This window comes from Pseudomonas sp. CAU 1711 (genome assembly GCF_039888625.1).
Classification (GTDB): domain Bacteria; phylum Pseudomonadota; class Gammaproteobacteria; order Pseudomonadales; family Pseudomonadaceae; genus Aquipseudomonas.
On record NZ_JBDQQT010000002.1, the window covers coordinates 324,710 to 350,287 of the forward strand.

Consider the following 25,578-nt stretch of genomic DNA (forward strand, 5'->3'; position numbering starts at 1 on the left):
CGGATCACTTGGGGCTTGCCGCTTGTGGCTTGTCGCTGGGTTAGAGCGTACGAGCCACCTGGACCTTCTCGAACACCTCGATCTTGTCCCCGACCTTGACGTCGTTGTAGCTCTTCACGCCGATACCGCACTCCATGCCGTTACGCACTTCGGCGACGTCGTCCTTGAAGCGACGCAGGGATTCCAGCTCGCCTTCGAAGATCACCACGTCGTCGCGCAGTACGCGGATCGGACGGTTGCGGTAGACGGTGCCCTCGATGACCATGCAGCCGGCGATGGCGCCGAACTTCGGCGAACGGAACACGTCGCGCACCTCGGCGGTGCCCAGGATGTTCTCGCGCACGTCGCTGCCGAGCATGCCGGTGAGCGCCTTCTTGACGTCCTCGATGATGTCGTAGATGACGTTGTAGTAGCGCATGTCGAGGCCTTCGGCTTCGACGATCTTGCGCGCACCGGCGTCGGCCCGCACGTTGAAGCCGAACAGCACGGCATTGGAAGCCAGCGCCAGGTTGGCGTCGGACTCGGTGATACCACCGACGCCGCCGCCGACCACACGCACCTGCACCTCGTCGTTGCCCAGGCCGCTGAGCGAGCCCTGCAGGGCTTCCAACGAACCGCGCACATCGGACTTGAGCACGATGTTGAGGGTCTTCTTCTCTTCCTGACCCATGCTCTCGAAGATGTTTTCCAGCTTGCCGGCATGCGCGCGAGCCAGCTTCACTTCGCGGAACTTGCCCTGACGGAACAGCGCCACTTCACGGGCCTTCTTCTCGTCGGCGACCACGGTCATCTCGTCACCGGCGTCCGGCGTGCCGTCCAGGCCGAGGATCTCGACCGGAATCGACGGACCGGCTTCCTTGATCGACTTGCCGTTCTCGTCGAGCATGGCGCGCACGCGGCCATAGTTGACGCCGACCAGAACCATGTCGCCCTGACGCAGGGTACCGTCCTGCACCAGCACGGTGGCCACCGGGCCGCGGCCCTTGTCCAGGCGCGACTCGACCACCACACCACGACCCGGAGCCGACGGCGTGGCCTTCAGCTCGAGGACCTCGGCCTGCAGCAGCACGGCCTCCAGCAGTTCGTCGACGCCAGTACCGGCCTTGGCCGAGACCGGGACGAACGGGGCATCGCCGCCCCACTCTTCCGGAATCACATCCAGCGCGGCCAGGCCGTTCTTGATGTTGTCCGGGTTGGCTTCCGGCTTGTCCATCTTGTTCACCGCGACCACGATCGGCACGCCGGCCGCCTTGGCATGCTGCACGGCTTCCTGGGTCTGCGGCATCACGCCGTCGTCGGCCGCCACCACCAGAATGACGATGTCGGTGGCCTGGGCACCACGGGCACGCATCGCGGTGAACGCGGCGTGGCCGGGGGTGTCGAGGAAGGTGACCATGCCACGGTCGGTTTCCACGTGGTAGGCACCGATGTGCTGGGTGATGCCACCGGCTTCGCCCGCCGCCACTTTGGCACGACGGATATAGTCGAGCAGGGAGGTCTTGCCGTGGTCGACGTGGCCCATCACGGTCACCACCGGCGCACGGGAGAAGGCCTCGCCTTCGAACTTCAGCGACTCGGCCAGCTGCTCTTCGAGGGCGTTCTCGCTGACCAGCTTGACCTTGTGCCCCATCTCCTCGGCGACCAGCTGTGCAGTCTCCTGGTCCAGGACCTGATTGATGGTCACCGGGGAGCCCATCTTGAACATGAACTTGACCACTTCGGCACCCTTGACCGCCATCTGGGCAGCCAAATCGCCAACGGTAATGGTCTCGCCGATCGATACTTCGCGCACAATAGGTCCTGTCGGGCTCTGGAACCCGTGCTGATTACGCTTCTTCGGCTTCATCCTGCCGCCGCGACGGCGGAAGTCGTCGACCTCCTCGTCGGTGCTGCGCGGCGCGACGCGCGGCGCCGGCACCTTGTCCTTCGGCGCCGGGCGATGCTGGGCGTGCTTGCGATCGCGACGCTCGTCGTCGTCGGCACGCGCCGGCTTTTCCTTCTCCACCCGGCGCGGTTCTTCCTTCTTGCGCTCGGCAGTGGCGACGGGCGCCGGCGCAGCGGCGGGCGCGGCAGCTTCCGCGGCGGGAGCGACGGCAGCCAGAGCGGCCGCGTCCTGCTGCTTGCGGGCCTCCGCCTCGGCCTGCTTGCGTGCCTCTTCCTCGGCCTTCAGACGCGCGGCCTCCTCGGCGGCACGCTGCTCCTCGAGCTCGCGCTGCTTCTCGGCCTCGATCTCGGCCGGGCTGCGCTTGACATAGGTCTTCTTCTTGCGCACTTCCACGCTGATGGTCTTGCTACCGGCGACCTTCAGGGTGGTGGTGGTCTTGCGCTGCAGGGTGATCTTGCGTGGCTCTTCCAGCTTCTCGCCGTGGCTGCTCTTCAGATGCGCCAGCAGAGCCTGTTTCTCGCTATCGGTCACCGCCTGATCGGGGCTGGTGTGCGACAGACCGGCCTCGCGCATCTGCTGCAGCAGGCGCTCCACCGGAGTATCGACCGTCTTGGCTAGTTCATTTACCGTGACTTGCGTCATGCACTTCTCTCCTCGGACCGCTGCCGCTTACTCGAACCAGTGGGCTCGGGCGGCCATGATCAGTTTGCCGGCACGCTCTTCGCTCATGCCGTCGATCTCGAGCAGGTCGTCGATCGACTGCTCGGCCAGGTCTTCGCGGGTAATTACGCCACGCACAGCCAGCTCCTGGGCCAGGGTCTTGTCCATGCCGTCCAGAGACAGCAGATCCTCGGCGGGCTGGGCGTCGGCCAGTTTCTCTTCGTTGGCGATGGCCTTGGTCAGCAGACGGTCCTTGGCGCGGGCGCGCAGCTCGTTGACGATGTCCTCGTCGAAACCGTCGATGCTGAGCATCTCTTCCATCGGCACGTAGGCGATCTCTTCCAGGCTGGTGAAGCCCTCCTCGACCAGCACCTGGGCCAGCTCCTCGTCGACATCCAGCTCGTCGACGAAACGCTGCAGGATATCGCCGGTCTCGGCCTGCTGCTTGGCCTGGATGTCGGCCTCGGTCATCACGTTCAGGGTCCAGCCGGTCAGCTGGCTGGCCAGACGCACGTTCTGGCCGCCACGACCGATGGCCTGGGCCAGGTTGTCCTCGGCCACGGCGATGTCCATGGCATGGGCGTCCTCGTCGACGATGATCGCCGCCACTTCGGCCGGGGCCATGGCATTGATCACGAACTGGGCGACGTTCTCGTCCCACAGCACGATGTCCACGCGCTCGCCGCCGATCTCGCCGGAGACGGCCTGCACGCGCGAGCCGCGCATGCCGATGCAGGCGCCCTGCGGGTCGATACGCTTGTCCTTGGAGCGCACGGCGATCTTGGCGCGCGAGCCCGGATCGCGGGAGGCGGCCATCACTTCGATCAGGCCCTCGGCGATTTCCGGCACCTCGATGGTGAACAGTTCGATCAGCATCTGCGGCGCGGTGCGCGACAGGATCAGCTGCGGGCCGCGGTTCTCGGTGCGGATTTCCTTGAGCAGGGCACGCACGCGGGCGCCGACGCGGAAAGTCTCGCGCGGGATGATGTCCTCGCGGGCCAACAGGGCCTCGGCGTTGTTGCCCAGGTCGACGATCACGCTGTCGCGGGTGACCTTCTTCACGGTGCCGGAGATGATCTCGCCGACGCGCTCGCGATAGGCATCGACCACCTGGGCACGCTCGGCCTCGCGCACCTTCTGCACTATGACCTGCTTGGCGGTCTGCGCGGCGATGCGGCCGAACTCGATGGACTCGACCGGCTCCTCGACGAAGTCACCGAGCTTGGCGCCGGGCTGACGCTCCTCGGCCTGCTCGACGGTCAGCTGAGCCGCCGGGTTCTCCAGATCCTCCTCGGCCACCACTTCCCAGCGGCGGAAGGTCTCGTAGCTGCCGTTGTGGCGGTTGATCGCCACGCGCAGCTCGACTTCGTCGTCAAAACGCTTCTTGGTCGCGGTCGCCAGAGCCAGTTCCAGCGCCTCGAAAATAACACTGGCCGGCACGCCCTTCTCGTTGGACACCGACTCTACAACCAGCAGTACTTCTTTACTCATCGTACGCCTCGTCTTTCGCAATCCATTGGATGCGCGGCAAGCCGCGTCTCAATCAAAGCGGGGAATAATGTTGGCCTTGTCGATCAGGTCGATCGGCAGGAGGAATTCGTGGTCATCCACCAGCACCACCACGTCCTGCTCCTCCACGCCGCGAAGGAGCCCCTGAAAATTGCGCCGCCCCTCGAAGGGCGAACGCAGCTTGATCTTCACTTGCTCGCCGGCATGCCTGGCGAACTGTTCGAGCGTGAACAGCGGCCTGTCCATGCCCGGCGACGACACCTCGAGGGTGTATTCGCTGCTGATCGGATCCTCGACATCCAGCACCGCACTGACCTGCCGGCTCACCGCCTCGCAGTCCTCGACCAGGATGCCGTTCTCGTGATCGATATACACACGCAGCAGCGAGTGCCTTCCCTGGGAGATGTACTCGATCCCCCAGCATTGGTAGCCGAGCGACTCGACCACCGGGGCCAACATGGCCTGCAACTGTTCCAGCTTGCTCGACACTCGAAGCCCTCCGCGCATGCCGTAGAAATAAAAAATGGGCGAAACGCCCATCCATCGAGCCGCCAGGCACCTGCCCGCGGCGGACTGTCCAGCTAACAAAAAGCCCCTGAACAGGGGCTTCTCTACTGCTGGTTGCGGAGACCGGACCGAACCGGAGACCCTCGGACATGAGCCCGAAAAGCCACCAGACCACCCCACACCGCGTCAAAGCTGGGCGAAGAGTATACGGACGCAACCCCAGAGGGTCAACCAGACCCCCGAAAACGACAAGGCCCGCGATCTGCGGGCCTTGTCTTGTATGGTACCGAGGAGGGGACTCGAACCCCTACAGCCTATGGCCACTACCACCTCAAGGTAGCGTGTCTACCAATTCCACCACCTCGGCAAAGAGGGTATTACTGCTGCTCCGGAGCCGCCGGCACGTCGGCCTGATCGGCCGCGGGCTTCTGCTCTTCGAGCACCGGAACGTCTTCGACGGCCGGCTTCTGTTGCACTTCGAGCACCGCCGGATCCGGCAGGCCCGCTTGCGACAGCATATCAGCTTTTTCTTTAGCAAAATACGCTAAACCCAAGCTGGTAATGAAAAAAACCGCGGCGAGTATAGCAGTAGTCCGACTCAGAAAGGTAGCGGAACCTTGGCTACCGAATACGGTAGCGGAAGCCCCGGCACCGAAGGACGCACCCGCGTCGGCACCCTTGCCCTGCTGAATCAGCACGAAGCCGACCACACCCAGAGCCACCAGCAGATGCACCACTACAACGACAGTTTCCAGCATCTTCAATTTCCTGCGGCGCGACAGATCGCACCAAATTCATCCGCGTTCAGAGAGGCACCACCAATGAGCCCCCCATCGATATCCGGCATACCGAACAGCTCGGCAGCATTGGCGGCCTTGACGCTGCCGCCGTACAGAATTCTTACCGCCTGCGCCACTTCGGCGCTTTGCGCCTGAAACTGGGCACGAATCGCCGCATGCACTTCCTGAGCCTGCTGCGGCGAGGCCGTCAGCCCGGTACCTATGGCCCAGACCGGCTCATATGCCACAACAGCACGAGCGAAGGCATCCACACCCAGCTCATCGATCACGGCATCCAACTGGCCCGCGACCACTTCCAGAGTCCTGCCCGCCTGACGCTCTTCGAGCGTCTCGCCGACACAGAGCACCGGCACCAGCCCACAGGACTGGGCAGCGGCGAACTTGCGACAGACCTGCTCGTCCCGCTCGCCGAGAATCGTGCGACGCTCGGAGTGACCGACCAGCACCATGCCGCAACCGGCATCGACCAACTGGCTCGGCGCGATCTCGCCGGTCAGTGCGCCCTGCATCGGTTCGAGGGCGCAGTTCTGCGCCCCGACCGCGATGGCCTTGCCCTCCAGACCAACCAGCACCTGGTTGATGTAGAGGCATGGCGGCATCACCGCAACCTCGACCTCGGCCGGCACTTCCAGCCGACGCAACCCTTCGATCAGCTCTGCGACGCTGGCGCGGGTACCGTGCATTTTCCAGTTACCAGCTACCAGGGGGCGACGCATGCCAGACCTCGTCGTTCAAAGTGGGCGCAGATGTTACCCAAGAGGCACCGCCCCCGCAAGCCGGATCAGGCGCAGACCTCGCCAACGACCCTGGCCAGCTCCTCGGCATAGCCGCGCACCTGGCCCTCGTCGTCGCCCTCGACCATCACCCGCACCAGCGGCTCGGTACCGGACTTGCGCAGCAGCACGCGACCGCGCCCGGCCATACGCTCGGTGACCCGGGCACAGGCGTCCTTGACGGCCACATGCTCGACCGGATCCACCTCGCCGGACAGGCGCACGTTGATCAGCACCTGCGGGCACTTGCGCAGCGCCATACGCGCCTCGGCCAGCGTCCTGTCGGCACGCTTGAGCGCCATCAGCACCTGCAGCGCGGCGATGATCGCATCGCCCGTGGTGGTGTGCTGGCAGCACACCAGATGCCCGGAGTTCTCCCCGCCGAGAGCCCAGCCACGCTCCTGCAGCTCGGCCATCACGTAGCGGTCACCGACCTTGGCGCGCACAAAGGGAATCCCCAGGTCCGCCAGCGCCAACTCCAACCCCAGATTGCTCATCAGGGTGCCGACCACACCGCCCTGCAGCTTGCCGCGCTCATGCAGGTCGCGCGCGATGATGAACAGCAGCTCGTCGCCATCGATCGCGGCGCCGGTGTGATCGACCATCAGCACACGGTCGCCGTCGCCATCGAAAGCGATACCGAGATCCGCCTGCTGGGCCAGCACTTCGGCCTGCAGCGCCTCGACATGGGTCGAGCCGCAGCTGTCGTTGATGTTCAGCCCGTTGGGCTGGGCCGAGATCACCGAGACCTGCGCCCCCAGCTCGCGGAACACGCTGGGCGCCACCTTGTAGGTCGCGCCATGGGCGCAGTCGAGCACCACCTTGAGCCCCGCAAAGCTGGTGTGGTTGGGCACACTGGCCTTGCAGAACTCTATGTAGCGGCCCGCCGCATCGTTGATCCGGGTGACCTTGCCGAGCTGCTCTGACTCCACCACGGTCATCGGCTGGTCGAGCAGCTCCTCGATCATCAGCTCGATCTCGTCCGGCAGCTTGGTGCCGAGGCCGGAGAAGAACTTGAAGCCGTTGTCGTGGTGCGGGTTGTGCGAGGCGCTGATGACGATGCCCGCATCGGCCTGGAAGGTGCGCGTCAGGTAGGCAATGGCCGGGGTCGGCATGGGCCCCAACAGCATCACGTCGGCACCGGCGGCCAGCAGGCCGGCCTCCAGGGCGGACTCGAACATGTAGCCGGAGATGCGCGTGTCCTTGCCGATCAGGATGCGGCACTTGCCCTGCTTGCGAAAGGCCATGCCCGCCGCCCAGCCGAGCTTGAGGATGAACTCCGGAGTGATGGGGAACTGCCCGACACGACCGCGGATACCATCGGTACCGAAATACTTTCTACTCATGATCACTCCAACTTCTTATTCTGCTGCCTGCACGGCGGCGACCATGCGCACCGCATCGACCGTCTCGGCCACATCGTGAACGCGCAGGATGCACGCTCCCTTGGCCACGGCCAGCGCCGCGAGCGCAAGGCTACCCGACAGACGCTCGTGCACGTCGCGCCCCAACGCCTGGCCGATCATGGTCTTGCGCGACACGCCGACCAGCAGCGGGCGACCGAGCTCATGCAGCGCCTCCAGATGCCGGAACAGGCTCAGGTTGTGGGCCAGGGTCTTGGCGAAGCCGAAGCCCGGATCGAGCACTAGGCGCTCGACGGGAATTCCCGCGGCGACGCAGGTCGCCATGCGCTCGCCGAGAAAAGCTCGCACCTCGCCCGCCACATCTTGGTATTGCGGATTCTGCTGCATATTGCCCGGCTCGCCGAGCATATGCATGAGGCACACCGGCAGCCCGGTGTCGACCGCGGCCTCGAGCGCCCCTTCGCGGCGCAAGGCGCGGACGTCATTGATCAGGCCGGCGCCCAGGCGCGCGCCCTCACGCATGACAGCAGGTGTCGAGGTATCCAGGGAAATGATCACATCCAGTTCGGCGGCGATGGCCTCGACCACGGGCGCCACCCGTTCCAGCTCCTCGACCGGCGACACCGGGCGTGCACCGGGGCGGGTGGACTCGCCACCGACGTCTATCAGGCTCGCGCCGGCGGCCACCATCTGCGCCGCATGGCGCAGGGCCGCGTCACGCGCGGCGAAGCGACCGCCATCGGAGAAGGAGTCGGGCGTGACATTGAGAATGCCCATCACCTGTGGCTGGGCCAGATCGAGCACCCGGCTGCCACAAGGCAGCCGGGGCGGGCACTGCGCGACGCTCATACCGACCCTTAGTGCTCGCCCGCCGGGCCGCCGATGGGGCTTTCCGGACGTTCGGCCTGCTCCTTGGGCGCAGGCGTACCGGAGCCACCCTGCCAGTCGCGCGGTTCACGCGGCGTGCGACCGGCCATGATGTCGTCGATCTGGTCGGCATCGATGGTTTCGTACTTCATCAGCGCGTCGGCCATCATGTCCAGCTTGTCGCGGTTCTCTTCCAGCAGGCGCTTGGCGGTGTCGTAGCAGCCGTCGATGATGCTGCGCACTTCCTGGTCGATGGCCTTGGCGGTCTCGCCCGATACATTGGCGTGCTGGCTGCCGGCACTGCGACCGAGGAACACCTCGCCCTCCTCCTCCGCGTACATCAGCGGACCGAGCTTCTCGGACAGGCCCCACTTGGTCACCATGTTCCGCGCCAGGCGGGTGGCACGCATGATGTCGTTGGATGCGCCGGTGGTGACACCATCGAAGCCCAGGGTCATCTCCTCGGCGATACGACCACCGAACAGCGAGCAGATCTGGCTGATCAGGGCACGCTTGGACAGGCTGTAGCGATCCTCTTCCGGCAGGAACATGGTCACGCCCAGGGCGCGGCCGCGCGGGATGATGGAGACCTTGTAGACCGGATCGTGCTCGGGCACCAGGCGCCCGACTATGGCGTGGCCGGCCTCATGGTAGGCGGTGTTGAGCTTCTCCTTCTCGGACATGACCATGGACTTGCGCTCGGCGCCCATCATGATCTTGTCCTTGGCCAGCTCGAACTCCTTCATTTCCACCACGCGCTTGCTCGCGCGGGCGGCGAACAGCGAGGCCTCGTTGACCAGATTGGCCAGATCGGCGCCGGAGAAGCCTGGTGTGCCGCGCGCGATCACCGCGGGCTCGACGTTGTCGCCGACCGGGACCTTGCGCATATGCACTTTGAGAATCTGCTCGCGACCGCGAATGTCCGGCAGGCCGACCACCACCTGGCGGTCGAAGCGGCCCGGGCGCAGCAGCGCCGGGTCCAGCACATCCGGACGGTTGGTGGCGGCGATGACGATGATGCCGTCGTTCATCTCGAAGCCATCCATCTCCACCAGCAACTGGTTGAGGGTCTGCTCGCGCTCGTCGTGACCGCCGCCCAGGCCGGCGCCACGATGGCGACCGACGGCATCGATCTCGTCGATGAAGATGATGCAGGGCGCGTGCTTCTTGGCCTGCTCGAACATGTCGCGCACGCGCGAGGCGCCGACGCCGACGAACATCTCGACGAAGTCGGAGCCGGAAATGGTGAAGAACGGCACCTTGGCCTCGCCGGCGATGGCCTTGGCCAGCAGGGTCTTACCGGTACCGGGCGGGCCGACCATCAGCACGCCGCGCGGAATGCGTCCACCCAGGCGCTGGAACTTGCCCGGATCGCGGAGGAACTCGACCAGTTCGCCGACTTCTTCCTTGGCCTCGTCGCAACCGGCGACATCGGCCAGGGTGGTCTTGACCTGATCCTCGGAGAGCAGACGCGCCTTGGACTTGCCGAAGCTCATCGGGCCGCCACGGCCACCGCCGCCGCCCTGCATCTGGCGCATGAAGAACATGAACACGGCGATGATCACCAGGATCGGGAAGCTGGCCACCAGCAGCTGGGTCCAGATGCTCTGCCGCTCCGGCTGCTTGCCGACGATCTCGACGTTGTTGTCGATCAGATCCTTGATCAGGCCGCGATCCTCGATGGCCGGGCGCACGGTCTCGAAGGGCGAGCCGTCCTGGTTGATGCCGCTGATGATGAAGCCATCCACGGTCACCTGCTTGACCTTGCCGCTCTGAACCTGCTGGATGAACTCGGAATAGTTGAGCTTTCCGGATTCGCTCTGGCTGGAGAAGTTGTTCATCACGGTGACCAGAACGGCCGCGATGATCAGCCACAGGATCAGGTTCTTTGCCATGTCGTTCAATTAGCTACCCTCTGGAGCGGGCCTCGTCCTGAAACGCGCTCCGCATAACGGCTGGAAAATACCCGCCTAACTTACTACACAACCCTGCCCGGGGCAGGCGCCGTCTGTAACCCTTTATGAGACTCGCCGCTCACGAACCCAGTCTAAGCCCCACGCAATCCGCGAGCCAGCGGGAACCGCTCGGCGGGGTGACCAAGTGCCCGCCCCGAAGGGCCGGCGCCGTCGCAGCACGCACGGAAACACCGCGCCTACCTAGCCAATATTGGGGCTGCGGCGGCAATCACAAGGCCTGCGGCGAAATGCCCTTGCGGCCGCTGCGAACTAATCTTGAAGCGGGCCGCGCGGCTCCTCGCCCAGATAGAAATGGGGCACGCCAGGTCCGGCTCGGGTACACTACGCGGTTTTTGCAGCCGGCGTTCCGGCGATGGAATGGACCGGGCTGCGGCCCACCTTCCGCACGGGGCCGACTTTCACAGCAGCAGGGTCAGATCATGGCGCTTACCAACGAACAGAAGAAACACTTCAAATCCATCGGCCACCACCTCAAGCCGGTACTGATAGTCGCCGAGAACGGCCTGACCGAAGGCGTGCTGGCCGAACTGGAGCGCGCCCTCAACGACCACGAACTGATCAAGGTGCAGCTCCGCATCAGCGAACGCGACGACCGTCGTGCGCTGATCGAGGAGATGGCCGGCAGCGCCCGCTGCGAACTGGTCCAGGTGATCGGCAAGATGGCCCTGATCTACCGCAAGAACCCCAAGCCGAACAAGAACCTGTCCAATATCCACCGCTATCAGGCTTGATAGCGGTCGGCCCTACTCGCTGCGCTGCCCCGGCAGCGGCTGCAGTACCAGCACCAGCCCACACAGCGCCAGCACCAGGTAGTTGAACAGCAGCCAGCGCTCGGCGCCCGGCAGCCAGTGGCGCACGGCGAAGAACGCCGCCGCCATCGCCAGCACCACCAGCAACAGCTGTCCGCGCATGTCCCGCCACAGGCTGGCCAGCCCCTCGCACTGAGCCAGCACCAGCCCCTGCAACAGGGCACAGAAAGCGGCGAAGCCGATCAGCAACGGGCCGAGCGCTCCACCGATCTCCTCGATCAGCAGCGGCGCCAGACCCAGTTTCTCCAGCGCCGGCAGCATGACGAAATGCAGCAGCCACAGACCGCCGACCCAGAAGGTCTGGGCCAGCTGCCAGCTGATGGCACCCGCGCGCAGCGGAGGACGCTTAAAGATGGCGGACTTCGACAATCTCGTACTCGACCAGGCCGCTGGGAGTCTGCACCGCGACCACGTCGCCCTCCTCCTTGCCCACCAAGGCACGGGCGATGGGCGAGCTGACCGACAGCTTGCCGACCTTGATGTCGGCCTCGTCCTCGCCGACGATCTGGTAAGTCACGCTCTCGTCGGTCTCGACGTTGGCGATATCCACGGTAGTTCCGAAGATCACCTTGCCGGTGTGGGCGATGGCGGTGACATCGATCACCACCGCGTGCTGCAGACGGCCCTCGATATCCCGGATGCGCGCCTCGACCATGCCCTGCTCCTCGCGGGCGGCGTGGTACTCGGCGTTCTCCTTGAGGTCGCCCAGCTCGCGCGCCTCGGCGATCGCCTGGCTCAGCGCCGGACGACGCACCTTGGTCAGATGGGCCAGTTCCTCTTCCAGGGCGCGCGCGCCCTGGACGGTCATGGGGTATTTATTCATGCCTTGATTCCTGCATGCAGATCCTGCAGCCGGCGCACGGTCTTCTCGGGACCGAACTTGAGCGCCTCACAGATCGCCTGACCGGCCGCGATGGTGGTGGTGCAGTAGATCTTGTGCTGCAGGGCGTTACGACGAATGGAGTAGGAGTCGGCGATCGACTGACGGCCTTCGGTGGTGTTGATGATCAGAGTGACTTCGTCGTTCTTGATCATGTCGACCACGTGCGGGCGGCCCTCGGTCACCTTGTTCACCCGGCGCACCGGCAGCCCGGCGGCCTCGATCACCTTGGCGGTACCGGCGGTGGCGACCACCTCGAAGCCCAGCTCGACCAGATCGCGGGCGACCTGCACGGCCTGCGGCTTGTCGTCCTCGCGCACACTGATGAAGGCGCAGCCGGTGTTCGGCAGGATCTCGTTGGCACCCAGCTGCGACTTGGCGAAGGCCTCGCCGAAGCTGTCGCCGACGCCCATCACCTCGCCGGTGGACTTCATCTCCGGGCCGAGGATCGGGTCGACGCCGGGGAACTTGTTGAACGGGAACACCGCTTCCTTGACACTGAAGAAGGGCGGGATGATCTCCTGAGTGAAGCCCACCTCGGCCAGGGTCTTGCCGGCCATGACGCGGGCGGCCACCTTGGCCAGCGACTCGCCGATGCACTTGGAGACGAACGGCACGGTACGCGAGGCGCGCGGGTTGACCTCGATGACGTAGATATCCTCGCCCTGCACGGCCATCTGCACGTTCATCAGGCCGACCACGCCGAGCTCCAGGGCCATCTTCTTGACCTGCTCGCGGATCTCGTCCTGGATGTGCTTGGGCAGCGAGTAGGGCGGCAGCGAGCAGGCGGAGTCGCCGGAGTGCACGCCGGCCTGCTCGATGTGCTGCATGATCGCGCCGATCACCACGGTGTCGCCGTCGCACACCGCATCCACGTCCACCTCGATGGCGCAGTTGAGGAAGTGGTCGAGCAGCACCGGGCTGTCGTTGGATACCTTGACCGCCTCGCGCATGTAGCGCTTGAGCTCTTCTTCCTGATAGACGATTTCCATCGCGCGACCGCCCAGCACGTAGGACGGGCGCACCACCATCGGGTAGCCGATGCCCTTGGACAGGGCCAGGGCCTCGTCCTCGCTGCGCGCGGTGGCGTTGGCCGGCTGGCGCAGGCCCAGGCGCTGGACCATCTGCTGGAAGCGCTCGCGGTCTTCGGCGCGGTCGATGGCATCGGGCGAGGTGCCGATGATCGGCACTCCGGCCTCTTCCAGGGCACGGCACAGCTTCAGCGGAGTCTGCCCGCCGTACTGCACGATCACGCCCTTCGGCTGCTCGACGCGGACGATCTCCAGCACGTCCTCCAGGGTCACCGGCTCGAAGTACAGGCGATCGGAGGTGTCGTAGTCGGTGGAGACGGTCTCCGGGTTGCAGTTGACCATGATGGTCTCGTAGCCGTCTTCGCGCATGGCCAGCGCGGCGTGCACGCAGCAGTAGTCGAACTCGATGCCCTGGCCGATGCGGTTGGGGCCGCCGCCGAGGATCATGATCTTGTCGCGGCCACTGGGGTTGGCCTCGCACTCTTCCTCGTAGGTCGAGTACATGTAGGCGGTGTCGGTGGCGAATTCGGCGGCGCAGGTATCCACGCGCTTGAACACCGGCAGCACCTTGAGCTTGTGACGGTGGCTGCGCAGGTTCTTCTCGGTGACGCCGAGCAGCTTGGCCAGACGCGCGTCGGAGAAGCCCTTGCGCTTGAGCTTGCGCATCAGCTCGTAGTCGATGCCGGACAGACCCAGGGTCTTGACCTTCTCCTCGTCCTTGACCAGGTCCTCGATCTGCACCAGGAACCACTCGTCGATGCGGGTCAGCTCGAACACTTCGGCGACGCTCTTGCCGGCGCGGAAGGCGTCGGCCACGTACCAGATGCGCTCGGCGCCCGGCACGGTCAGCTCGCGACGCAGGGTACTCTCGGCTTCCGGATCGGTCAGTTCGAGCTTCGGATCGAAGCCGGCGACGCCCACTTCCAGGCCGCGCAGGGCTTTCTGCACCGACTCCTGGAAGGTGCGACCGATGGCCATGACTTCACCCACGGACTTCATCTGGGTAGTCAGGCGGGCGTCGGCCTTGGGGAATTTCTCGAAGGCGAAACGCGGGATCTTGGTCACCACGTAGTCGATGGCCGGCTCGAACGAGGCCGGGGTGCGACCGCCGGTGATGTCGTTGGAGAGCTCGTCGAGGGTGTAGCCGACCGCCAGCTTGGCGGCGATCTTGGCGATCGGGAAGCCGGTGGCCTTGGAGGCCAGCGCCGAGGAACGCGACACACGCGGGTTCATCTCGATCACCACCATGCGCCCGGTGTTCGGGCAGATGCCGAACTGCACGTTGGAGCCGCCGGTTTCCACGCCGATCTCGCGCAGCACCGCCAGCGAGGCGTTGCGCATGATCTGGTATTCCTTGTCGGTCAGGGTCTGCGCCGGCGCCACGGTGATCGAGTCACCGGTGTGCACGCCCATCGGGTCAAAGTTCTCGATGGAGCAGACGATGATGCAGTTGTCCTTCTTGTCGCGGACCACCTCCATCTCGTATTCCTTCCAGCCGATCAGCGATTCGTCGATCAGCAGCTCGTTGGTCGGCGACAGGTCCAGACCACGGGCGCAGATTTCCTCGAACTCCTCGCGGTTGTAGGCGATGCCGCCACCGGTGCCGCCCATGGTGAAGGACGGGCGGATGATGCAGGGGAAGCCGACCTGCTCCAGCACGCCGTAGGCTTCTTCCATGCTGTGGGCGATGCCCGAGCGCGGGCAGGCCAGGCCGATGGACTTCATGGCCTTGTCGAAGCGCGAGCGGTCCTCGGCCTTGTCGATGGTGTCGGCGTTGGCGCCGATCATCTCGACGCCGAACTTCTCCAGCACGCCGTGGCGCTCCAGGTCCAGCGCGCAGTTCAGCGCGGTCTGGCCGCCCATGGTCGGCAGCAGGGCGTCGGGGCGCTCCTTCTCGATGATCTTGGCCACGGTCTGCCACTTGATCGGCTCGATGTAGGTGGCGTCGGCCATGGCCGGGTCGGTCATGATGGTGGCCGGGTTGGAGTTCACCAGGATGACGCGGAAGCCTTCTTCCTTCAGCGCCTTGCAGGCCTGGGCGCCGGAGTAGTCGAACTCGCAGGCCTGGCCGATGACGATGGGGCCGGCGCCGAGGATGAGGATGCTTTTGATGTCGTTACGTTTTGGCATGGTCTTTCTCGAATTCTCTGCTCGGCGGACTTAGCGGCGCTTGGCCATCTCGGCGATGAAGCGATCGAACAGCGGGGCCACGTCGTGCGGGCCCGGGCTGGCTTCCGGGTGGCCCTGGAAGCTGAAGGCCACCTTGTCGGTGCGCTCGATGCCCTGCAGGGTGCCGTCGAACAGCGACTTGTGGGTGGCGCGCAGGTTGCCCGGCAGGCTGGCCTCGTCCACGGCGAAACCGTGGTTCTGGCTGGTGATCATCACCACGCCGGAATCCAGATCCTGCACCGGGTGGTTGGCGCCGTGGTGACCGGTTTCCATCTTCACGGTCCTGGCGCCGGAGGCCAGGGCCAGCAGCTGGTGGCCGAGGCAGATGCCGAACAGCGGAATCTCGGTCTCGAGGATTTCCTTGATCGCGGCGATGGCGTAGTCGCACGGCTCGGGGTCGCCGGGGCCGTTGGAGAGGAACACGCCGTCCGGGTTCAGCGCCAGCACTGCGCTGGCCGGAGTCTTGGCCGGCACCACGGTCAGGCGGCAGCCACGGGCGACCAGCATACGCAGGATGTTGAGCTTGACGCCGTAGTCGTAGGCGACCACGTGGTAGGGCAGCTCGCCGGCAGGGATTTCCGGATGGCTGTCGCTTTCCAGGCTCCACACGCTGGAGCGCCACTCGTAGCTCTCGGCGCAGGTGACTTCCTTGGCCAGGTCCATGCCCTTGAGGCCGGGGAAGCTGCGCGCCAGCTCCAGCGCCTTCTCCTCGCTGGCACCTTCGCCAGCCAGGATGCAGCCGTTCTGCGAGCCCTTCTCGCGCAGAATGCGGGTCAGGCGGCGGGTATCGATGCCGGCGATGGCGACGGTGCCGTTTTCCTTCAGGTAGTCCTGCAGCGGCTGCTTGTCACGCCAGTTGCTGGACACCAGCGGCAGGTCGCGGATGATCAGGCCGGCGGCCCACACGCGGTTGGACTCGGCATCTTCCGACGTGGTACCGGTGTTGCCGATATGCGGGTAGGTCAGGGTGACGATTTGCTGGGCATAGGAAGGATCGGTGAGGATTTCCTGATAGCCGGTCATGGCGGTGTTGAACACCACCTCACCGATGGTATGGCCATCGGCACCAATGGCTTCGCCGCGAAAAATGCTGCCGTCGGCGAGTGCGAGTATGGCTGGCTTAGTCAAGAAGACCTCCCTTAGATCTGCTGCTTGCTCAAACGCAGGTTGTAAAAAAGCGGGATGACGTATTGACCGTCACCCCGCTTTTTTATCTGAACCATTCTGCGTAACTTTTAGTGGACACACTAAAGCGGGTAGCTTACAGAAAAAACCCTTTTCGGTCCAGCAATTGCATGGACCGAAATCGCATTCAATTCAGCCCGAGCACGTCCTGCATGTCATAAAGCCCGGCCGGCTGCGCCTGCAGCCAGAGCGCGGCGCGCACCGCGCCCTTGGCGAAGGTCATGCGGCTGGAAGCCTTGTGGGTGATCTCCACGCGCTCGCCCTCGGCGGCGAACAGCACGGTGTGGTCGCCCACCACGTCGCCGGCGCGCACGGTGGCGAAGCCGATGGTCTCGCGCGCGCGGGCGCCGGTCTGCCCTTCGCGACCGTAGACCGCGACCTTCTGCAGGTCACGCCCCAGGGCAGCCGCCACCACCTCGCCCATGCGCAGCGCGGTGCCGGACGGCGCGTCGACCTTGTGCCGGTGATGCGCCTCGACGATCTCGATGTCCACCTCGTCGCCCAGCACGCGGGCGGCGGTGTCCAGCAGCTTGAGGCAGAGGTTGACGCCGACGCTGAAGTTGGCGGCGAACACGATCGGGATGTCCTTGGCGGCCGCCGCCAGCTGCTGCTTCTCCTCCGACGAGAAGCCGGTGGTGCCGATGACCATGGCCTTGCCCGCCTGGCGGCAGACCTCCAGGTTCTTCAGGGTCACCGAAGGGTGGGTGAAGTCGATCAGCACATCGAACCAATCCAGCACGGCGCTCAGATCGCCCACCAGGCTCACGCCCAGCTTGCCCTGCGCTACCAGCTCGCCGGCATCGGCGCCGAGCAGGCTGCTGTCCGGACGGTCGATGGCGGCGGTCAGCTGCGCGCCTTCGGCCTGGCCGACCGCTTCGATCAGGTTCTTGCCCATGCGCCCGGCGGCGCCCATCACTGCAATACGTCGCATAAGCTCAGCTCCAAGCTGCAAGCCTCAAGCTGCCAGCCAAGCGCAACACCTTCCTGCGACTTGCGGCTTGCAGCTTGCGGCTGTTGTCAAATATCGCCGAAGAAGCGCTTCATCCCGTCGAACCAGCCGCTGGCCTTGGGCGAGTGAGAGCTGTCGCCCTCCAGCGACTTGCGGAACTCTTCCAGCAGCTCGCGCTGGCGCTTGTCCAGATTGACCGGCGTCTCCACCGCCACCCGGCACATCAGGTCGCCGGCGCCGCCGCCGCGCACCGGGGCCACGCCCTTGCCGCGCAGGCGGAACAGTTTGCCGGTCTGGGTACCTTCCGGAATCTTCAGCTTGACCCGACCATCGAGGGTCGGCACTTCCAGCTCGCCGCCCAGCGCCGCGTCGGCGAAGCTGATCGGCACCTCACAGTACAGGTGCTTGCCGTCGCGCTGGAAGATCGGGTGCTCGCGCACATTGACCACCACGTAGAGGTCGCCGGCCGGCCCGCCATGGGAGCCCGCCTCGCCCTCGCCGGACAGGCGGATGCGATCGCCGGTGTCGACGCCCGCCGGCACCTTGACCGACAGGGTCTTGCTCTCTTCCACGCGGCCCTGACCGTGGCAGCTGCCGCAGGGGTCGGTGATCATCTTGCCGCTGCCGTGGCAGCGCGGGCAGGTCTGCTGCACCGAGAAGAAGCCCTGCTGCATACGCACCTGGCCGATGCCGCCGCAGGTGGTACAGGTGACCGGGCTGGTGCCCTTCTTGGCGCCGGAGCCATCGCAGGTCTTGCAGCCGACCAGGGTCGGCACACGGATGGTCACGGTGGTGCCGCGCACCGCCTCTTCCAGGTCCAGCTCCAGGGTGTAGCGCAGATCCGAGCCGCGCTGGGCGCCGCCACGCGAGCCGCCACGCGCGCCACCGAAGAAATCGCTGAACACGTCGCCGAAGATGTCGGAGAAGTTGGCGCCGCCGAAACCACCGGCACCGCCAGCGCCCATCTGCGGGTCGACACCGGCGTGACCGTACTGGTCGTAGGCCGAACGCTTGCCGGCATCGGAAAGAATCTCGTAGGCCTCGTTGGCCTCCTTGAACCTCTCTTCCGCCGCCTTGTCGTCCGGGTTGCGGTCCGGGTGGTACTTCATCGCCAGGCGGCGGTAAGCCTTCTTCAGCTCCGCCTCGCTGGCGCCGCGCTCCACGCCGAGCACTTCGTAATAGTCACGTTTGGCCATAAATCCTCAACACCTCAAATCGGTTCGCTCCAGACATGCCAACGCGGGGGCAAGCCCCCGCGTGGTCGAGCGGCCGGCCGGATCACTCCGGCCGACAGAACACTGCAAGCCCGCAGGCTTACTTGTTGTCCTTGACCTCTTCGAACTCGGCATCGACCACGTCGTCGGCCGCGTCCTTGGCTTCGTCGGCACCCTGGGCGGCGGCACCCGGCTGCGGCTGCTCGGCATACATTTTCTGCGCCAGCGGGGTGGTAGCCTCGGACAGGGCGCTGATCTTGGCCTCGATCTCGGCCTTGTCGTCGCCCTTGAGCGCGGCCTCCAGCTCGCCGATGGCCTTCTCGATGGCGGCCTTCTCGTCGGCGCTGGCCTTGTCGCCGGCCTCGGTGACCATCTTGCGGGTAGCATGCACCAGGCCGTCGCCCTGGTTGCGCGCGGCGGCCAGCTCCTCGAACTTGCGGTCTTCCTCGGCGTTGGCCTCGGCGTCACGCACCATGCGCTCGATTTCCTCGTCGGATAGGCCGGAGTTGGCCTTGATCACGATGGACTGCTGCTTGCCGGTGGCCTTGTCCTTGGCGGACACGTGCAGGATGCCGTTGGCGTCGATATCGAAGGTCACCTCGATCTGCGGCACGCCGCGCGGCGCCGGCGGGATCTCGGCCAGGTCGAACTTGCCCAGCGACTTGTTCTGTGCGGCCTGCTTGCGCTCGCCCTGCAGCACGTGGATGGTCACGGCGCTCTGGTTGTCGTCGGCGGTGGAGAACACCTGCGACTTCTTGGTCGGGATGGTGGTGTTCTTCTCGATCAGCGCGGTCATCACGCCGCCCATGGTCTCGATGCCCAGGGTCAGCGGGGACACGTCGAGCAGCAGCACGTCCTTGACGTCGCCGGCCAGCACGGCGCCCTGGATGGCGGCACCGATGGCCACGGCCTCGTCCGGGTTGACGTCCTTGCGCGCTTCCTTGCCGAAGAACTCGGCGACCTTCTGCTGCACCAGCGGCATGCGGGTCTGACCACCGACCAGGATCACCTCGTCGATGCTGCCGACGTCCAGGCCGGAGTCCTTCAGGGCGATGCGGCACGGCTCGATGGTGCGCGCGACCAGGTCCTCGACCAGGGCCTCCAGCTTGGCGCGGGAGATCTTCACGTTGAGGTGTTTCGGACCGCTGGCGTCGGCGGTGATGTACGGCAGGTTGACGTCGGTCGACTGGCTGGAGGACAGCTCGATCTTGGCCTTCTCGCCGGCTTCCTTCAGGCGCTGCATGGCCAGCGGATCGCCCTTCAGGTCGATGCCGGATTCTTTCTTGAACTGCTCGACGAGGTAGTCGATCAGGCGCAGGTCGAAGTCCTCGCCACCGAGGAAGGTGTCGCCGTTGGTGGCCAGCACCTCGAACTGGTGTTCGCCGTCGACTTCGGCAATCTCGATCACCGACACGTCGAAAGTACCGCCGCCCAGGTCATAGACGATCACGGTGTGGTCGCCCTTGGCCTTGTCCATGCCGTAAGCCAGGGCTGCGGCGGTCGGTTCGTTGATGATGCGTTTGACGTCCAGGCCGGCGATGCGACCGGCGTCCTTGGTGGCCTGGCGCTGGCTGTCGTTGAAGTAGGCCGGGACGGTGATCACCGCCTCGGTCACGGCCTCGCCCAGGTAATCCTCGGCGGTCTTCTTCATCTTCTTCAGCACTTCGGCGCTGATCTGCGGCGGAGCCATCTTCTGGCCCTTGACCTCGACCCAGGCGTCACCGTTGTCGGCCTTGGCGATCTTGTAGGGCACCATCTTGATGTCCTTCTGCACCACGTCTTCCTCGAAGCGGCGGCCGATCAGGCGCTTCACCGCGTAGAGGGTGTTGTGCGGATTGGTCACCGCCTGGCGCTTGGCACTCTGCCCGACCAGGGTCTCACCGTCGTTGGTGTAGGCGATGATGGACGGGGTGGTGCGCGCGCCTTCGGCGTTCTCGATGACCTTGACGCTGCCGTTTTCCAGGATGGCCACGCAGGAGTTGGTGGTGCCCAGGTCGATACCGATGATCTTGCCCATTTGTTGTCTCCGAAACTCTGTGTTCTTGAGTACGCCGCCCGGCGGCGTCAGCTACTGAATCGCTTGCCCTGTAGATGGGGCCGCCAGCAAAAATTTCAAGCCTGCTCGTCGATCGACGGCGGCGGGGTCAGCGGCGCCTTGCTCACCACGACCATGGCCGGGCGCAGCAGACGGCCGTTGAGCAGGTAGCCCTTCTGGAACACCTTGAGCACGGTGTTCGGCTCGGCATGGACGCTCTCCTCCATGGCCATGGCCTGGTGATGCTCCGGATTGAACGGCTCGCCATGCGGGTCGAGCGCCTCCAGTTGGTGGCGCTTGAGGGTGTCGAGGAACAGCTTGAGGGTCAGCTCCATGCCTTCGCGCATGGCCTTGGCCGCCTCGTCGGCGGCGGCACTGGTCATCTCCAGGCCACGCTCCAGACTGTCGACCACCGGCAGCAGGTCGTTGGCGAACTTCTCCAGGGCGAACTTGTGCGCCTTCTCCACATCCTGCTCGGCGCGGCGGCGCACATTCTGCAGGTCTGCGGCCATGCGCAGGGACTGATCCTGGGCGGCGGCCAGCTGCTCTTCGAGTGCCTGCACGCGTGCGCCCAGGTCTTCGCCCACGCCCGCCTCGGGGGCCAGTTGCTCTTCGGCGTTCGCCGTGTCCAGGGTCTGTTCGTCTGCCATCGGGTCCTCCTGTAAAGACGTCAGCGGGTCGTGGCCCGCGCTTCTGGCCTCCTATATGGGGCCCATCCGCAGGGTTTCAAGGGTTATTGCCGCGACCGAACAAAACACTGTATAAATAGCCAGCACACACTTCTGGGAGCGCTCACCATGCTGGTGCACCTGTCGGTCAACAACTACGCCATCGTCGAACACCTGGATCTGGAACTGCAGCGCGGCATGAGCGTGATCACCGGCGAAACCGGCGCAGGCAAGTCGATCATGCTCGATGCCCTCGGCCTGGCCCTGGGCGACCGCGCCGACAGCGGCGTGGTGCGCCCCGGCGCGGACAAGGCCGACATCCTCGCCAGCTTCGACCTCGACGACATCGCCGAGGCCCGCGCCTGGCTGGCCGAGCGCGACCTGAACAATGACGGCCCGTGCATCCTGCGCCGGGTGATCACCAGCGAGGGCCGCTCGCGCGGCTATATCAACGGCACGCCCTGCCCGCTGGGCGACCTCAAGGCCCTGGGCGAGCTGCTGATCGACATCCATAGCCAGCACGAGCACCAGTCGCTGCTCAAGCCCGACACCCACCGCCGCCTGCTCGACGAATACGCCGGCAGCCAGGAACTGGCGCGTCAAGTACAGCTGGCCGCGCAGCGCTGGCGCCAGACCCGCCAGGAGCTGCAGCGCCTGTCTTCCAGCGGCGACGAACAACGCGCGCGTCACCAGTTGCTCAGCTACCAGTTGGAGGAGCTGGACAACCTGGCCCTAGGCGACAACGAGCTGGAGCAGCTGGAGCAGGAACACAAGACCCTGAGCAGCGCCGAACAGCTGCTCGGCGCCTGCCGCCAGGTGCTGGAGCTGTGCAGCGAGAGCGACGCCGGCAATGTGCTGTCGGCCCTCAACGCCAGCCTCAGCCGCCTCGGCGCCTGCGCCGGGCAGCCGGCACTGGACGAAGCCACCAACCTGCTGGCCAGCGCACAGATCCAGGTGGAGGAAGCGGTCGGCGAGCTGAACCGCTTCATCGACCACTTCGACGCCGACCCGCAGCGCCAGCAGTTCATCGAGGAGCGCCTGGACGCCATCTACAGCCTGGCGCGCAAGCACCGCGTGCAGCCCTTCGAGCTGGCCGAGCTGCAGCAGCGTCTGTTCGAGGAGCTGGAAGGCCTGAACGCCGACGACGAGGCGGTGGAACGCCTCGGCGAAGAACTGGCCGCCTACGCCCGCCACTACCAGGAGAAGGCCGGCGAGCTGAGCGCCCTGCGCCAGCAGGCGGCCAGCCGCCTGGCCGAGGCCGTGCAGCAGGAAATGCAGGGCCTGGGCATGCCCGGCGGCCGCTTCAGCATCGAGCTGCAGGCCGGCAGCAGCGACGAGCCGCAGCCCCAGGGCCTGGAGCAGGTCGAGTTCCTGGTCAGCGCCAACCCCGGTCAGCCGCTGAAGTCCCTGGCCAAGGTCGCCTCCGGCGGCGAACTATCGCGCATCAGCCTGGCGATCCAGGTGATCACCGCGCAGACCTCGCGAGTGCCGACCCTGGTGTTCGACGAAGTGGACGTCGGCATCGGCGGCCCCACCGCCGAGGTGGTCGGCCAGTTGCTGCGCCGCCTGGGCGAGCGCGGCCAGGTACTGACCGTGACCCACCTGCCGCAGGTCGCGGCCCAGGGCCACAACCACCTGTTCGTGCACAAGCAGCGCGGCAGCGAGGAGACCCGCACCGCCGTGGCCCAGCTCAGCACCGAGCAGCGCGTCGAGGAAGTGGCGCGCATGCTCGGCGGCGTCGACCTCACCGAGGAATCGCTGCAGCATGCCCGCAAGATGGTGGCCAGCGCCCAGGCCTGACGCCCGCGCAAACGAAAAAGGCGCCCCGCTGGGCGCCTTTTTCTGTTGGCCGGATGCCTACTTCTTCTTGCGCACGTAGAGCACCAGATTGTGGTCGACCAGCTCGAAACCGTGCTGCTTGACGATTTCCTTCTGCAGTTTCTCGATCTCCGGATCGAAGAACTCGATGACCTCGCCGCTGTCGACGCAGACCATGTGGTCGTGATGGCCGCCATCGGCCAGCTCGAACACGGCGTGGCCGCCATCGAAGTTGTGGCGCTCGACCAGGCCGGCGGCCTCGAACTGGGTCAGGACGCGGTAGACGGTGGCCAGGCCGACATCCTCGCCGGCCTCCATCAGGGCCTTGTACACGTCCTCGGCGCTCATATGACGCTGTCCGGAGACAGACGAGTCGAGCATCTGCAGAATTTTCACGCGCGGCAGGGTGACCTTGAGGCCAGCCTTGCGCAGTTCGCTGTTTTCAACCATGGTCAGCTTTCTCGTGGTTGCTGCTTCGCAGCTCCCGCTTATGCGGGTATGATCGGGGTTTAATTTGCCCAGCCAAGATAGTGGAAGTCACCCACCGATGCAAAACACCAAGCTCTTGCTGCCCAGCCTCACCCTAGTGGGTCTGTTCGCACTCGCCGGTTGCTCGTTTCCCGGGGTCTACAAGATCGACATCCAGCAGGGCAATGTCGTTACACAGGACATGATAGACCAGTTGAAGCCCGGAATGACCCAGCGCCAAGTGCGGTTTATCATGGGCAATCCGCTGATCACCGACACCTTCCACGCCAAGCGCTGGGACTACCTGTACAGCATTCAGCCGGGTGGCCGGCAGCGCTACCAGGAGCGCATCAGCCTGATGTTCGACGGCAACGACCAGCTGATCGGCCTGGCCGGCGACTTCATGCCCGGCGTCAGCCGCGATCAGGAGATCCTCGGCGAAGGCAGCGGCACCCGCGTGCAGCAGCAGCCTGCGACCGAGCAGGCCAAGCCGGGCTCGCTGCTTGAGCAGATCCAGCAGGAAGTCGACGCCGCCGAGCCGGTACCGGTGCCGATTCCGGAACCGCTGGACGCCCAGCCGCAGTAATGCGCACAGAATAAACCCGGCCAAGGCCGGGTTTATCGTTCTCGGGGGCCTCCGCCCTACTCGCCCTGTTCGGCCGCCTTGGCCTGCGCCGCCCTGGCCGCGCGCTGCTTGCGCACTTCCTTGGGGTCGGCAATCAGCGGCCGGTAGATCTCCACCCGCTCGCCATCCTCCAGCACCCGCTCTTCGGGCCTGGGCACCGCCTTGCCGAAGATGCCCAGCGGCGCCGCCGCCAGATCCAGACCGGGGAAGTGCGCGTCCAGCCCGGAACGCAGCGCCGCCTCACGCACCGTGGTGCCTTCCGGCACGCTCAGGCGCAGCAGCTTCTGCTTGTCGGCCAGGGCGTAGACCACCTCGACCACTATGTTGGGCTTATCCATACAGCTGCTTGGCTCGCTGGCAGAAGGCATCGACCATGGTGTTGGCGGCCTGGGTGAACAGAGGGCCGAGCGTCGCCTTGACCAGCGGCCCGGCGTAGTCGAAGGTCAGGTCCAGGCTGATCTTGCAGGCCTTGTCGCCCAGCGCCTTGAACTCCCAGACGCCCTGCAACTGGGAGAACGGCCCCTCCTGCAGCTGCATCCGGATGGACTGCCCCGGCACCAGGCGGTTACGGGTGACGAAGCGCTGGCTGATGTTGCCCTTGGCCACGGTCAGGCTGGCGCGCATCTCGCCCTCGCCGCTCTCCAGCACCTCGGATGCCGAGCACCAGGGCAAGAACTGCGGGTAACTGGCCACGTCGTTGACCAGATCATAGAGGGCCTGCGCCGGATAGGGCAGCAGGGCCGAGCGTTGGATGCGGGTGCTCATCGACCTTATTCCTGAACTACTGCGCCGGCACGCCGGACGCTGCGGAGCGCGCATTGTGCGGAATTCGACCTGCCCCCTCAAGCGCGCCTGTCGCCACGGCAGTGGCGACTCCCTATAATGCGCGCCCTATGGCTAAACAAAAGAAACACCCTACCGGCACCATCGCGCTGAACAAGAAGGCGCTGCACGATTATTCCATCGAACAGAAGTTCGAGGCCGGCGTCGCCCTGTCCGGCTGGGAAGTGAAGAGCCTGCGCGCCGGCAAGGCGCAGCTGGTCGACAGCTACGTGCTGCTCAAGGATGGCGAGGCCTGGCTGTTCGGCGCCCATATCACGCCGCTGAAGACCGCCAGTACCCACGTCGTCGCCGACCCGATCCGCACCCGCAAGCTGCTGCTGCACAAGCGTGAACTGGGCAAGCTGTTCGGCGCCGTGCAGCAGAAGGGCTACGCCTGCGTGGCGCTGTCGCTGTACTGGAAGAAGCACCTGATCAAGTGCGAGATCGCCCTGGGCAAGGGCAAGAAGGAGTTCGACAAGCGTGCCACCGAACGCGAGCGCGACTCCGACCGGGAAATCTCCCGCGCCATGCGCAACAAGGGCAAGGAAGAATAAGAGCAGCCAC

At 65.5% G+C, this 25,578-nt stretch carries 23 protein-coding genes and 1 tRNA gene; 4 read left to right on the plus strand and 20 right to left on the minus strand.

Annotated elements, in window-relative coordinates:
* Positions 1–40: 40 nt before the first annotated feature.
* The 9 genes from infB to ftsH all read right to left on the minus strand — a co-directional run bounded on the left by infB (position 41) and on the right by ftsH (position 10,260).
* Positions 41–2,527: a translation initiation factor IF-2 gene (gene infB, locus AAFN46_RS03605; protein WP_347807322.1), complete on the minus strand. Its 2,487-nt coding sequence runs from the start codon at positions 2,525–2,527 to the stop codon at positions 41–43.
* A gap of 27 nt (positions 2,528–2,554) precedes the next feature.
* Positions 2,555–4,036: a transcription termination factor NusA gene (gene nusA, locus AAFN46_RS03610; protein ID WP_347807323.1), complete on the minus strand. Its 1,482-nt coding sequence runs from the start codon at positions 4,034–4,036 to the stop codon at positions 2,555–2,557.
* A 48-nt stretch (positions 4,037–4,084) separates the two neighbouring features.
* A complete protein-coding gene (rimP, locus tag AAFN46_RS03615; protein ID WP_347807324.1) occupies positions 4,085–4,543 on the minus strand; it encodes a ribosome maturation factor RimP in 459 nt (152 codons plus the stop codon).
* A 299-nt stretch (positions 4,544–4,842) separates the two neighbouring features.
* Positions 4,843–4,928: transfer RNA gene (locus AAFN46_RS03620), tRNA-Leu, on the minus strand.
* Positions 4,929–4,938: 10 nt separating this feature from the next.
* Positions 4,939–5,319 carry a preprotein translocase subunit SecG gene (gene secG / locus AAFN46_RS03625; protein WP_347807325.1) on the minus strand — a complete coding sequence of 127 codons (381 nt, stop codon included), beginning with the start codon at positions 5,317–5,319 and terminating at the stop codon, positions 4,939–4,941.
* Between the two features lie 2 nt (positions 5,320–5,321).
* The gene (gene tpiA, locus AAFN46_RS03630; protein ID WP_347807326.1) at positions 5,322–6,077 is read right to left on the minus strand and encodes a triose-phosphate isomerase; all 756 of its coding nucleotides are present in this window, start codon (positions 6,075–6,077) and stop codon (positions 5,322–5,324) included.
* A 65-nt stretch (positions 6,078–6,142) separates the two neighbouring features.
* Positions 6,143–7,480, minus strand: coding sequence for a phosphoglucosamine mutase (gene glmM / locus AAFN46_RS03635; protein ID WP_347807327.1), 1,338 nt, complete (start codon positions 7,478–7,480; stop codon positions 6,143–6,145).
* 15 nt (positions 7,481–7,495) lie between these two features.
* Entirely contained in the window at positions 7,496–8,347 is an 852-nt protein-coding gene (folP, locus tag AAFN46_RS03640; protein WP_347807328.1) for a dihydropteroate synthase, read from the minus strand.
* A gap of 8 nt (positions 8,348–8,355) precedes the next feature.
* Positions 8,356–10,260: an ATP-dependent zinc metalloprotease FtsH gene (ftsH, locus tag AAFN46_RS03645; protein ID WP_347807354.1), complete on the minus strand. Its 1,905-nt coding sequence runs from the start codon at positions 10,258–10,260 to the stop codon at positions 8,356–8,358.
* A 500-nt stretch (positions 10,261–10,760) separates the two neighbouring features.
* Between ftsH and yhbY the strand changes: the two genes are divergently transcribed.
* Positions 10,761–11,072 (plus strand): ribosome assembly RNA-binding protein YhbY, encoded by a 312-nt coding sequence (gene yhbY, locus AAFN46_RS03650; protein WP_347807329.1) that lies wholly within the window; start codon positions 10,761–10,763, stop codon positions 11,070–11,072.
* Between the two features lie 12 nt (positions 11,073–11,084).
* Here yhbY and AAFN46_RS03655 read toward each other — a convergent pair whose 3' ends face one another.
* The 8 genes from AAFN46_RS03655 to grpE all read right to left on the minus strand — a co-directional run bounded on the left by AAFN46_RS03655 (position 11,085) and on the right by grpE (position 21,263).
* A complete protein-coding gene (locus AAFN46_RS03655) occupies positions 11,085–11,486 on the minus strand; it encodes a DUF4149 domain-containing protein (protein WP_347807355.1) in 402 nt (133 codons plus the stop codon).
* Between the two features lie 10 nt (positions 11,487–11,496).
* The gene (greA, locus tag AAFN46_RS03660) at positions 11,497–11,973 is read right to left on the minus strand and encodes a transcription elongation factor GreA (protein ID WP_347807330.1); all 477 of its coding nucleotides are present in this window, start codon (positions 11,971–11,973) and stop codon (positions 11,497–11,499) included.
* Entirely contained in the window at positions 11,970–15,191 is a 3,222-nt protein-coding gene (gene carB, locus AAFN46_RS03665) for a carbamoyl-phosphate synthase large subunit (RefSeq protein WP_347807331.1), read from the minus strand. Before carB ends, greA begins: the two co-directional genes overlap by 4 nt.
* 30 nt (positions 15,192–15,221) lie before the next feature.
* Positions 15,222–16,358: a glutamine-hydrolyzing carbamoyl-phosphate synthase small subunit gene (carA, locus tag AAFN46_RS03670; protein WP_347807332.1), complete on the minus strand. Its 1,137-nt coding sequence runs from the start codon at positions 16,356–16,358 to the stop codon at positions 15,222–15,224.
* A gap of 184 nt (positions 16,359–16,542) precedes the next feature.
* A complete protein-coding gene (gene dapB, locus AAFN46_RS03675) occupies positions 16,543–17,346 on the minus strand; it encodes a 4-hydroxy-tetrahydrodipicolinate reductase (protein ID WP_347807333.1) in 804 nt (267 codons plus the stop codon).
* A gap of 86 nt (positions 17,347–17,432) precedes the next feature.
* A complete protein-coding gene (gene dnaJ, locus AAFN46_RS03680; protein WP_347807334.1) occupies positions 17,433–18,560 on the minus strand; it encodes a molecular chaperone DnaJ in 1,128 nt (375 codons plus the stop codon).
* A gap of 118 nt (positions 18,561–18,678) precedes the next feature.
* Positions 18,679–20,595: a molecular chaperone DnaK gene (gene dnaK / locus AAFN46_RS03685; RefSeq protein WP_347807335.1), complete on the minus strand. Its 1,917-nt coding sequence runs from the start codon at positions 20,593–20,595 to the stop codon at positions 18,679–18,681.
* 95 nt (positions 20,596–20,690) lie between these two features.
* Positions 20,691–21,263, minus strand: a complete 573-nt coding sequence (gene grpE / locus AAFN46_RS03690) for a nucleotide exchange factor GrpE (protein WP_347807336.1) — start codon at positions 21,261–21,263, stop codon at positions 20,691–20,693.
* Positions 21,264–21,410: 147 nt separating this feature from the next.
* Here grpE and recN point away from each other — a divergent pair, with 147 nt between their 5' ends.
* Positions 21,411–23,081 (plus strand): DNA repair protein RecN, encoded by a 1,671-nt coding sequence (gene recN / locus AAFN46_RS03695; RefSeq protein ID WP_347807337.1) that lies wholly within the window; start codon positions 21,411–21,413, stop codon positions 23,079–23,081.
* A 57-nt stretch (positions 23,082–23,138) separates the two neighbouring features.
* Here recN and fur read toward each other — a convergent pair whose 3' ends face one another.
* The gene (gene fur, locus AAFN46_RS03700; RefSeq protein WP_347807338.1) at positions 23,139–23,549 is read right to left on the minus strand and encodes a ferric iron uptake transcriptional regulator; all 411 of its coding nucleotides are present in this window, start codon (positions 23,547–23,549) and stop codon (positions 23,139–23,141) included.
* Between the two features lie 97 nt (positions 23,550–23,646).
* Between fur and AAFN46_RS03705 the strand changes: the two genes are divergently transcribed.
* Positions 23,647–24,153 (plus strand): outer membrane protein assembly factor BamE, encoded by a 507-nt coding sequence (locus AAFN46_RS03705; protein ID WP_347807339.1) that lies wholly within the window; start codon positions 23,647–23,649, stop codon positions 24,151–24,153.
* A 56-nt stretch (positions 24,154–24,209) separates the two neighbouring features.
* Here the strand turns inward: AAFN46_RS03705 and AAFN46_RS03710 are convergent, their stop codons facing one another.
* Positions 24,210–24,530 (minus strand): RnfH family protein, encoded by a 321-nt coding sequence (locus AAFN46_RS03710; protein WP_347807340.1) that lies wholly within the window; start codon positions 24,528–24,530, stop codon positions 24,210–24,212.
* A complete protein-coding gene (locus tag AAFN46_RS03715) occupies positions 24,523–24,957 on the minus strand; it encodes a type II toxin-antitoxin system RatA family toxin (protein WP_347807341.1) in 435 nt (144 codons plus the stop codon). The genes AAFN46_RS03710 and AAFN46_RS03715 overlap by 8 nt, the downstream gene beginning before the upstream one ends.
* Before the next feature lie 128 nt (positions 24,958–25,085).
* Here AAFN46_RS03715 and smpB point away from each other — a divergent pair, with 128 nt between their 5' ends.
* Entirely contained in the window at positions 25,086–25,568 is a 483-nt protein-coding gene (gene smpB / locus AAFN46_RS03720; protein WP_347807342.1) for an SsrA-binding protein SmpB, read from the plus strand.
* Positions 25,569–25,578: the final 10 nt, after the last annotated feature.

Excerpts from the sequence above, each read along its gene's own strand:
- infB (WP_347807322.1), bottom strand. The coding sequence starts at position 2,527 with ATGACGCAAGTCACGGTAAATGAACTAGCCAAGACGGTCGATACTCCG.
- nusA (WP_347807323.1), bottom strand. The coding sequence starts at position 4,036 with ATGAGTAAAGAAGTACTGCTGGTTGTAGAGTCGGTGTCCAACGAGAAG.
- secG (WP_347807325.1), bottom strand. The coding sequence starts at position 5,319 with ATGCTGGAAACTGTCGTTGTAGTGGTGCATCTGCTGGTGGCTCTGGGT.
- tpiA (WP_347807326.1), bottom strand. The coding sequence starts at position 6,077 with ATGCGTCGCCCCCTGGTAGCTGGTAACTGGAAAATGCACGGTACCCGC.
- glmM (WP_347807327.1), bottom strand. The coding sequence starts at position 7,480 with ATGAGTAGAAAGTATTTCGGTACCGATGGTATCCGCGGTCGTGTCGGG.
- folP (WP_347807328.1), bottom strand. The coding sequence starts at position 8,347 with ATGAGCGTCGCGCAGTGCCCGCCCCGGCTGCCTTGTGGCAGCCGGGTG.
- ftsH (WP_347807354.1), bottom strand. The coding sequence starts at position 10,260 with ATGGCAAAGAACCTGATCCTGTGGCTGATCATCGCGGCCGTTCTGGTC.
- yhbY (WP_347807329.1), top strand. The coding sequence starts at position 10,761 with ATGGCGCTTACCAACGAACAGAAGAAACACTTCAAATCCATCGGCCAC.
- greA (WP_347807330.1), bottom strand. The coding sequence starts at position 11,973 with ATGAATAAATACCCCATGACCGTCCAGGGCGCGCGCGCCCTGGAAGAG.
- carB (WP_347807331.1), bottom strand. The coding sequence starts at position 15,191 with ATGCCAAAACGTAACGACATCAAAAGCATCCTCATCCTCGGCGCCGGC.
- dapB (WP_347807333.1), bottom strand. The coding sequence starts at position 17,346 with ATGCGACGTATTGCAGTGATGGGCGCCGCCGGGCGCATGGGCAAGAAC.
- dnaJ (WP_347807334.1), bottom strand. The coding sequence starts at position 18,560 with ATGGCCAAACGTGACTATTACGAAGTGCTCGGCGTGGAGCGCGGCGCC.
- dnaK (WP_347807335.1), bottom strand. The coding sequence starts at position 20,595 with ATGGGCAAGATCATCGGTATCGACCTGGGCACCACCAACTCCTGCGTG.
- grpE (WP_347807336.1), bottom strand. The coding sequence starts at position 21,263 with ATGGCAGACGAACAGACCCTGGACACGGCGAACGCCGAAGAGCAACTG.
- recN (WP_347807337.1), top strand. The coding sequence starts at position 21,411 with ATGCTGGTGCACCTGTCGGTCAACAACTACGCCATCGTCGAACACCTG.
- fur (WP_347807338.1), bottom strand. The coding sequence starts at position 23,549 with ATGGTTGAAAACAGCGAACTGCGCAAGGCTGGCCTCAAGGTCACCCTG.
- AAFN46_RS03705 (WP_347807339.1), top strand. The coding sequence starts at position 23,647 with ATGCAAAACACCAAGCTCTTGCTGCCCAGCCTCACCCTAGTGGGTCTG.
- AAFN46_RS03710 (WP_347807340.1), bottom strand. The coding sequence starts at position 24,530 with ATGGATAAGCCCAACATAGTGGTCGAGGTGGTCTACGCCCTGGCCGAC.
- AAFN46_RS03715 (WP_347807341.1), bottom strand. The coding sequence starts at position 24,957 with ATGAGCACCCGCATCCAACGCTCGGCCCTGCTGCCCTATCCGGCGCAG.
- smpB (WP_347807342.1), top strand. The coding sequence starts at position 25,086 with ATGGCTAAACAAAAGAAACACCCTACCGGCACCATCGCGCTGAACAAG.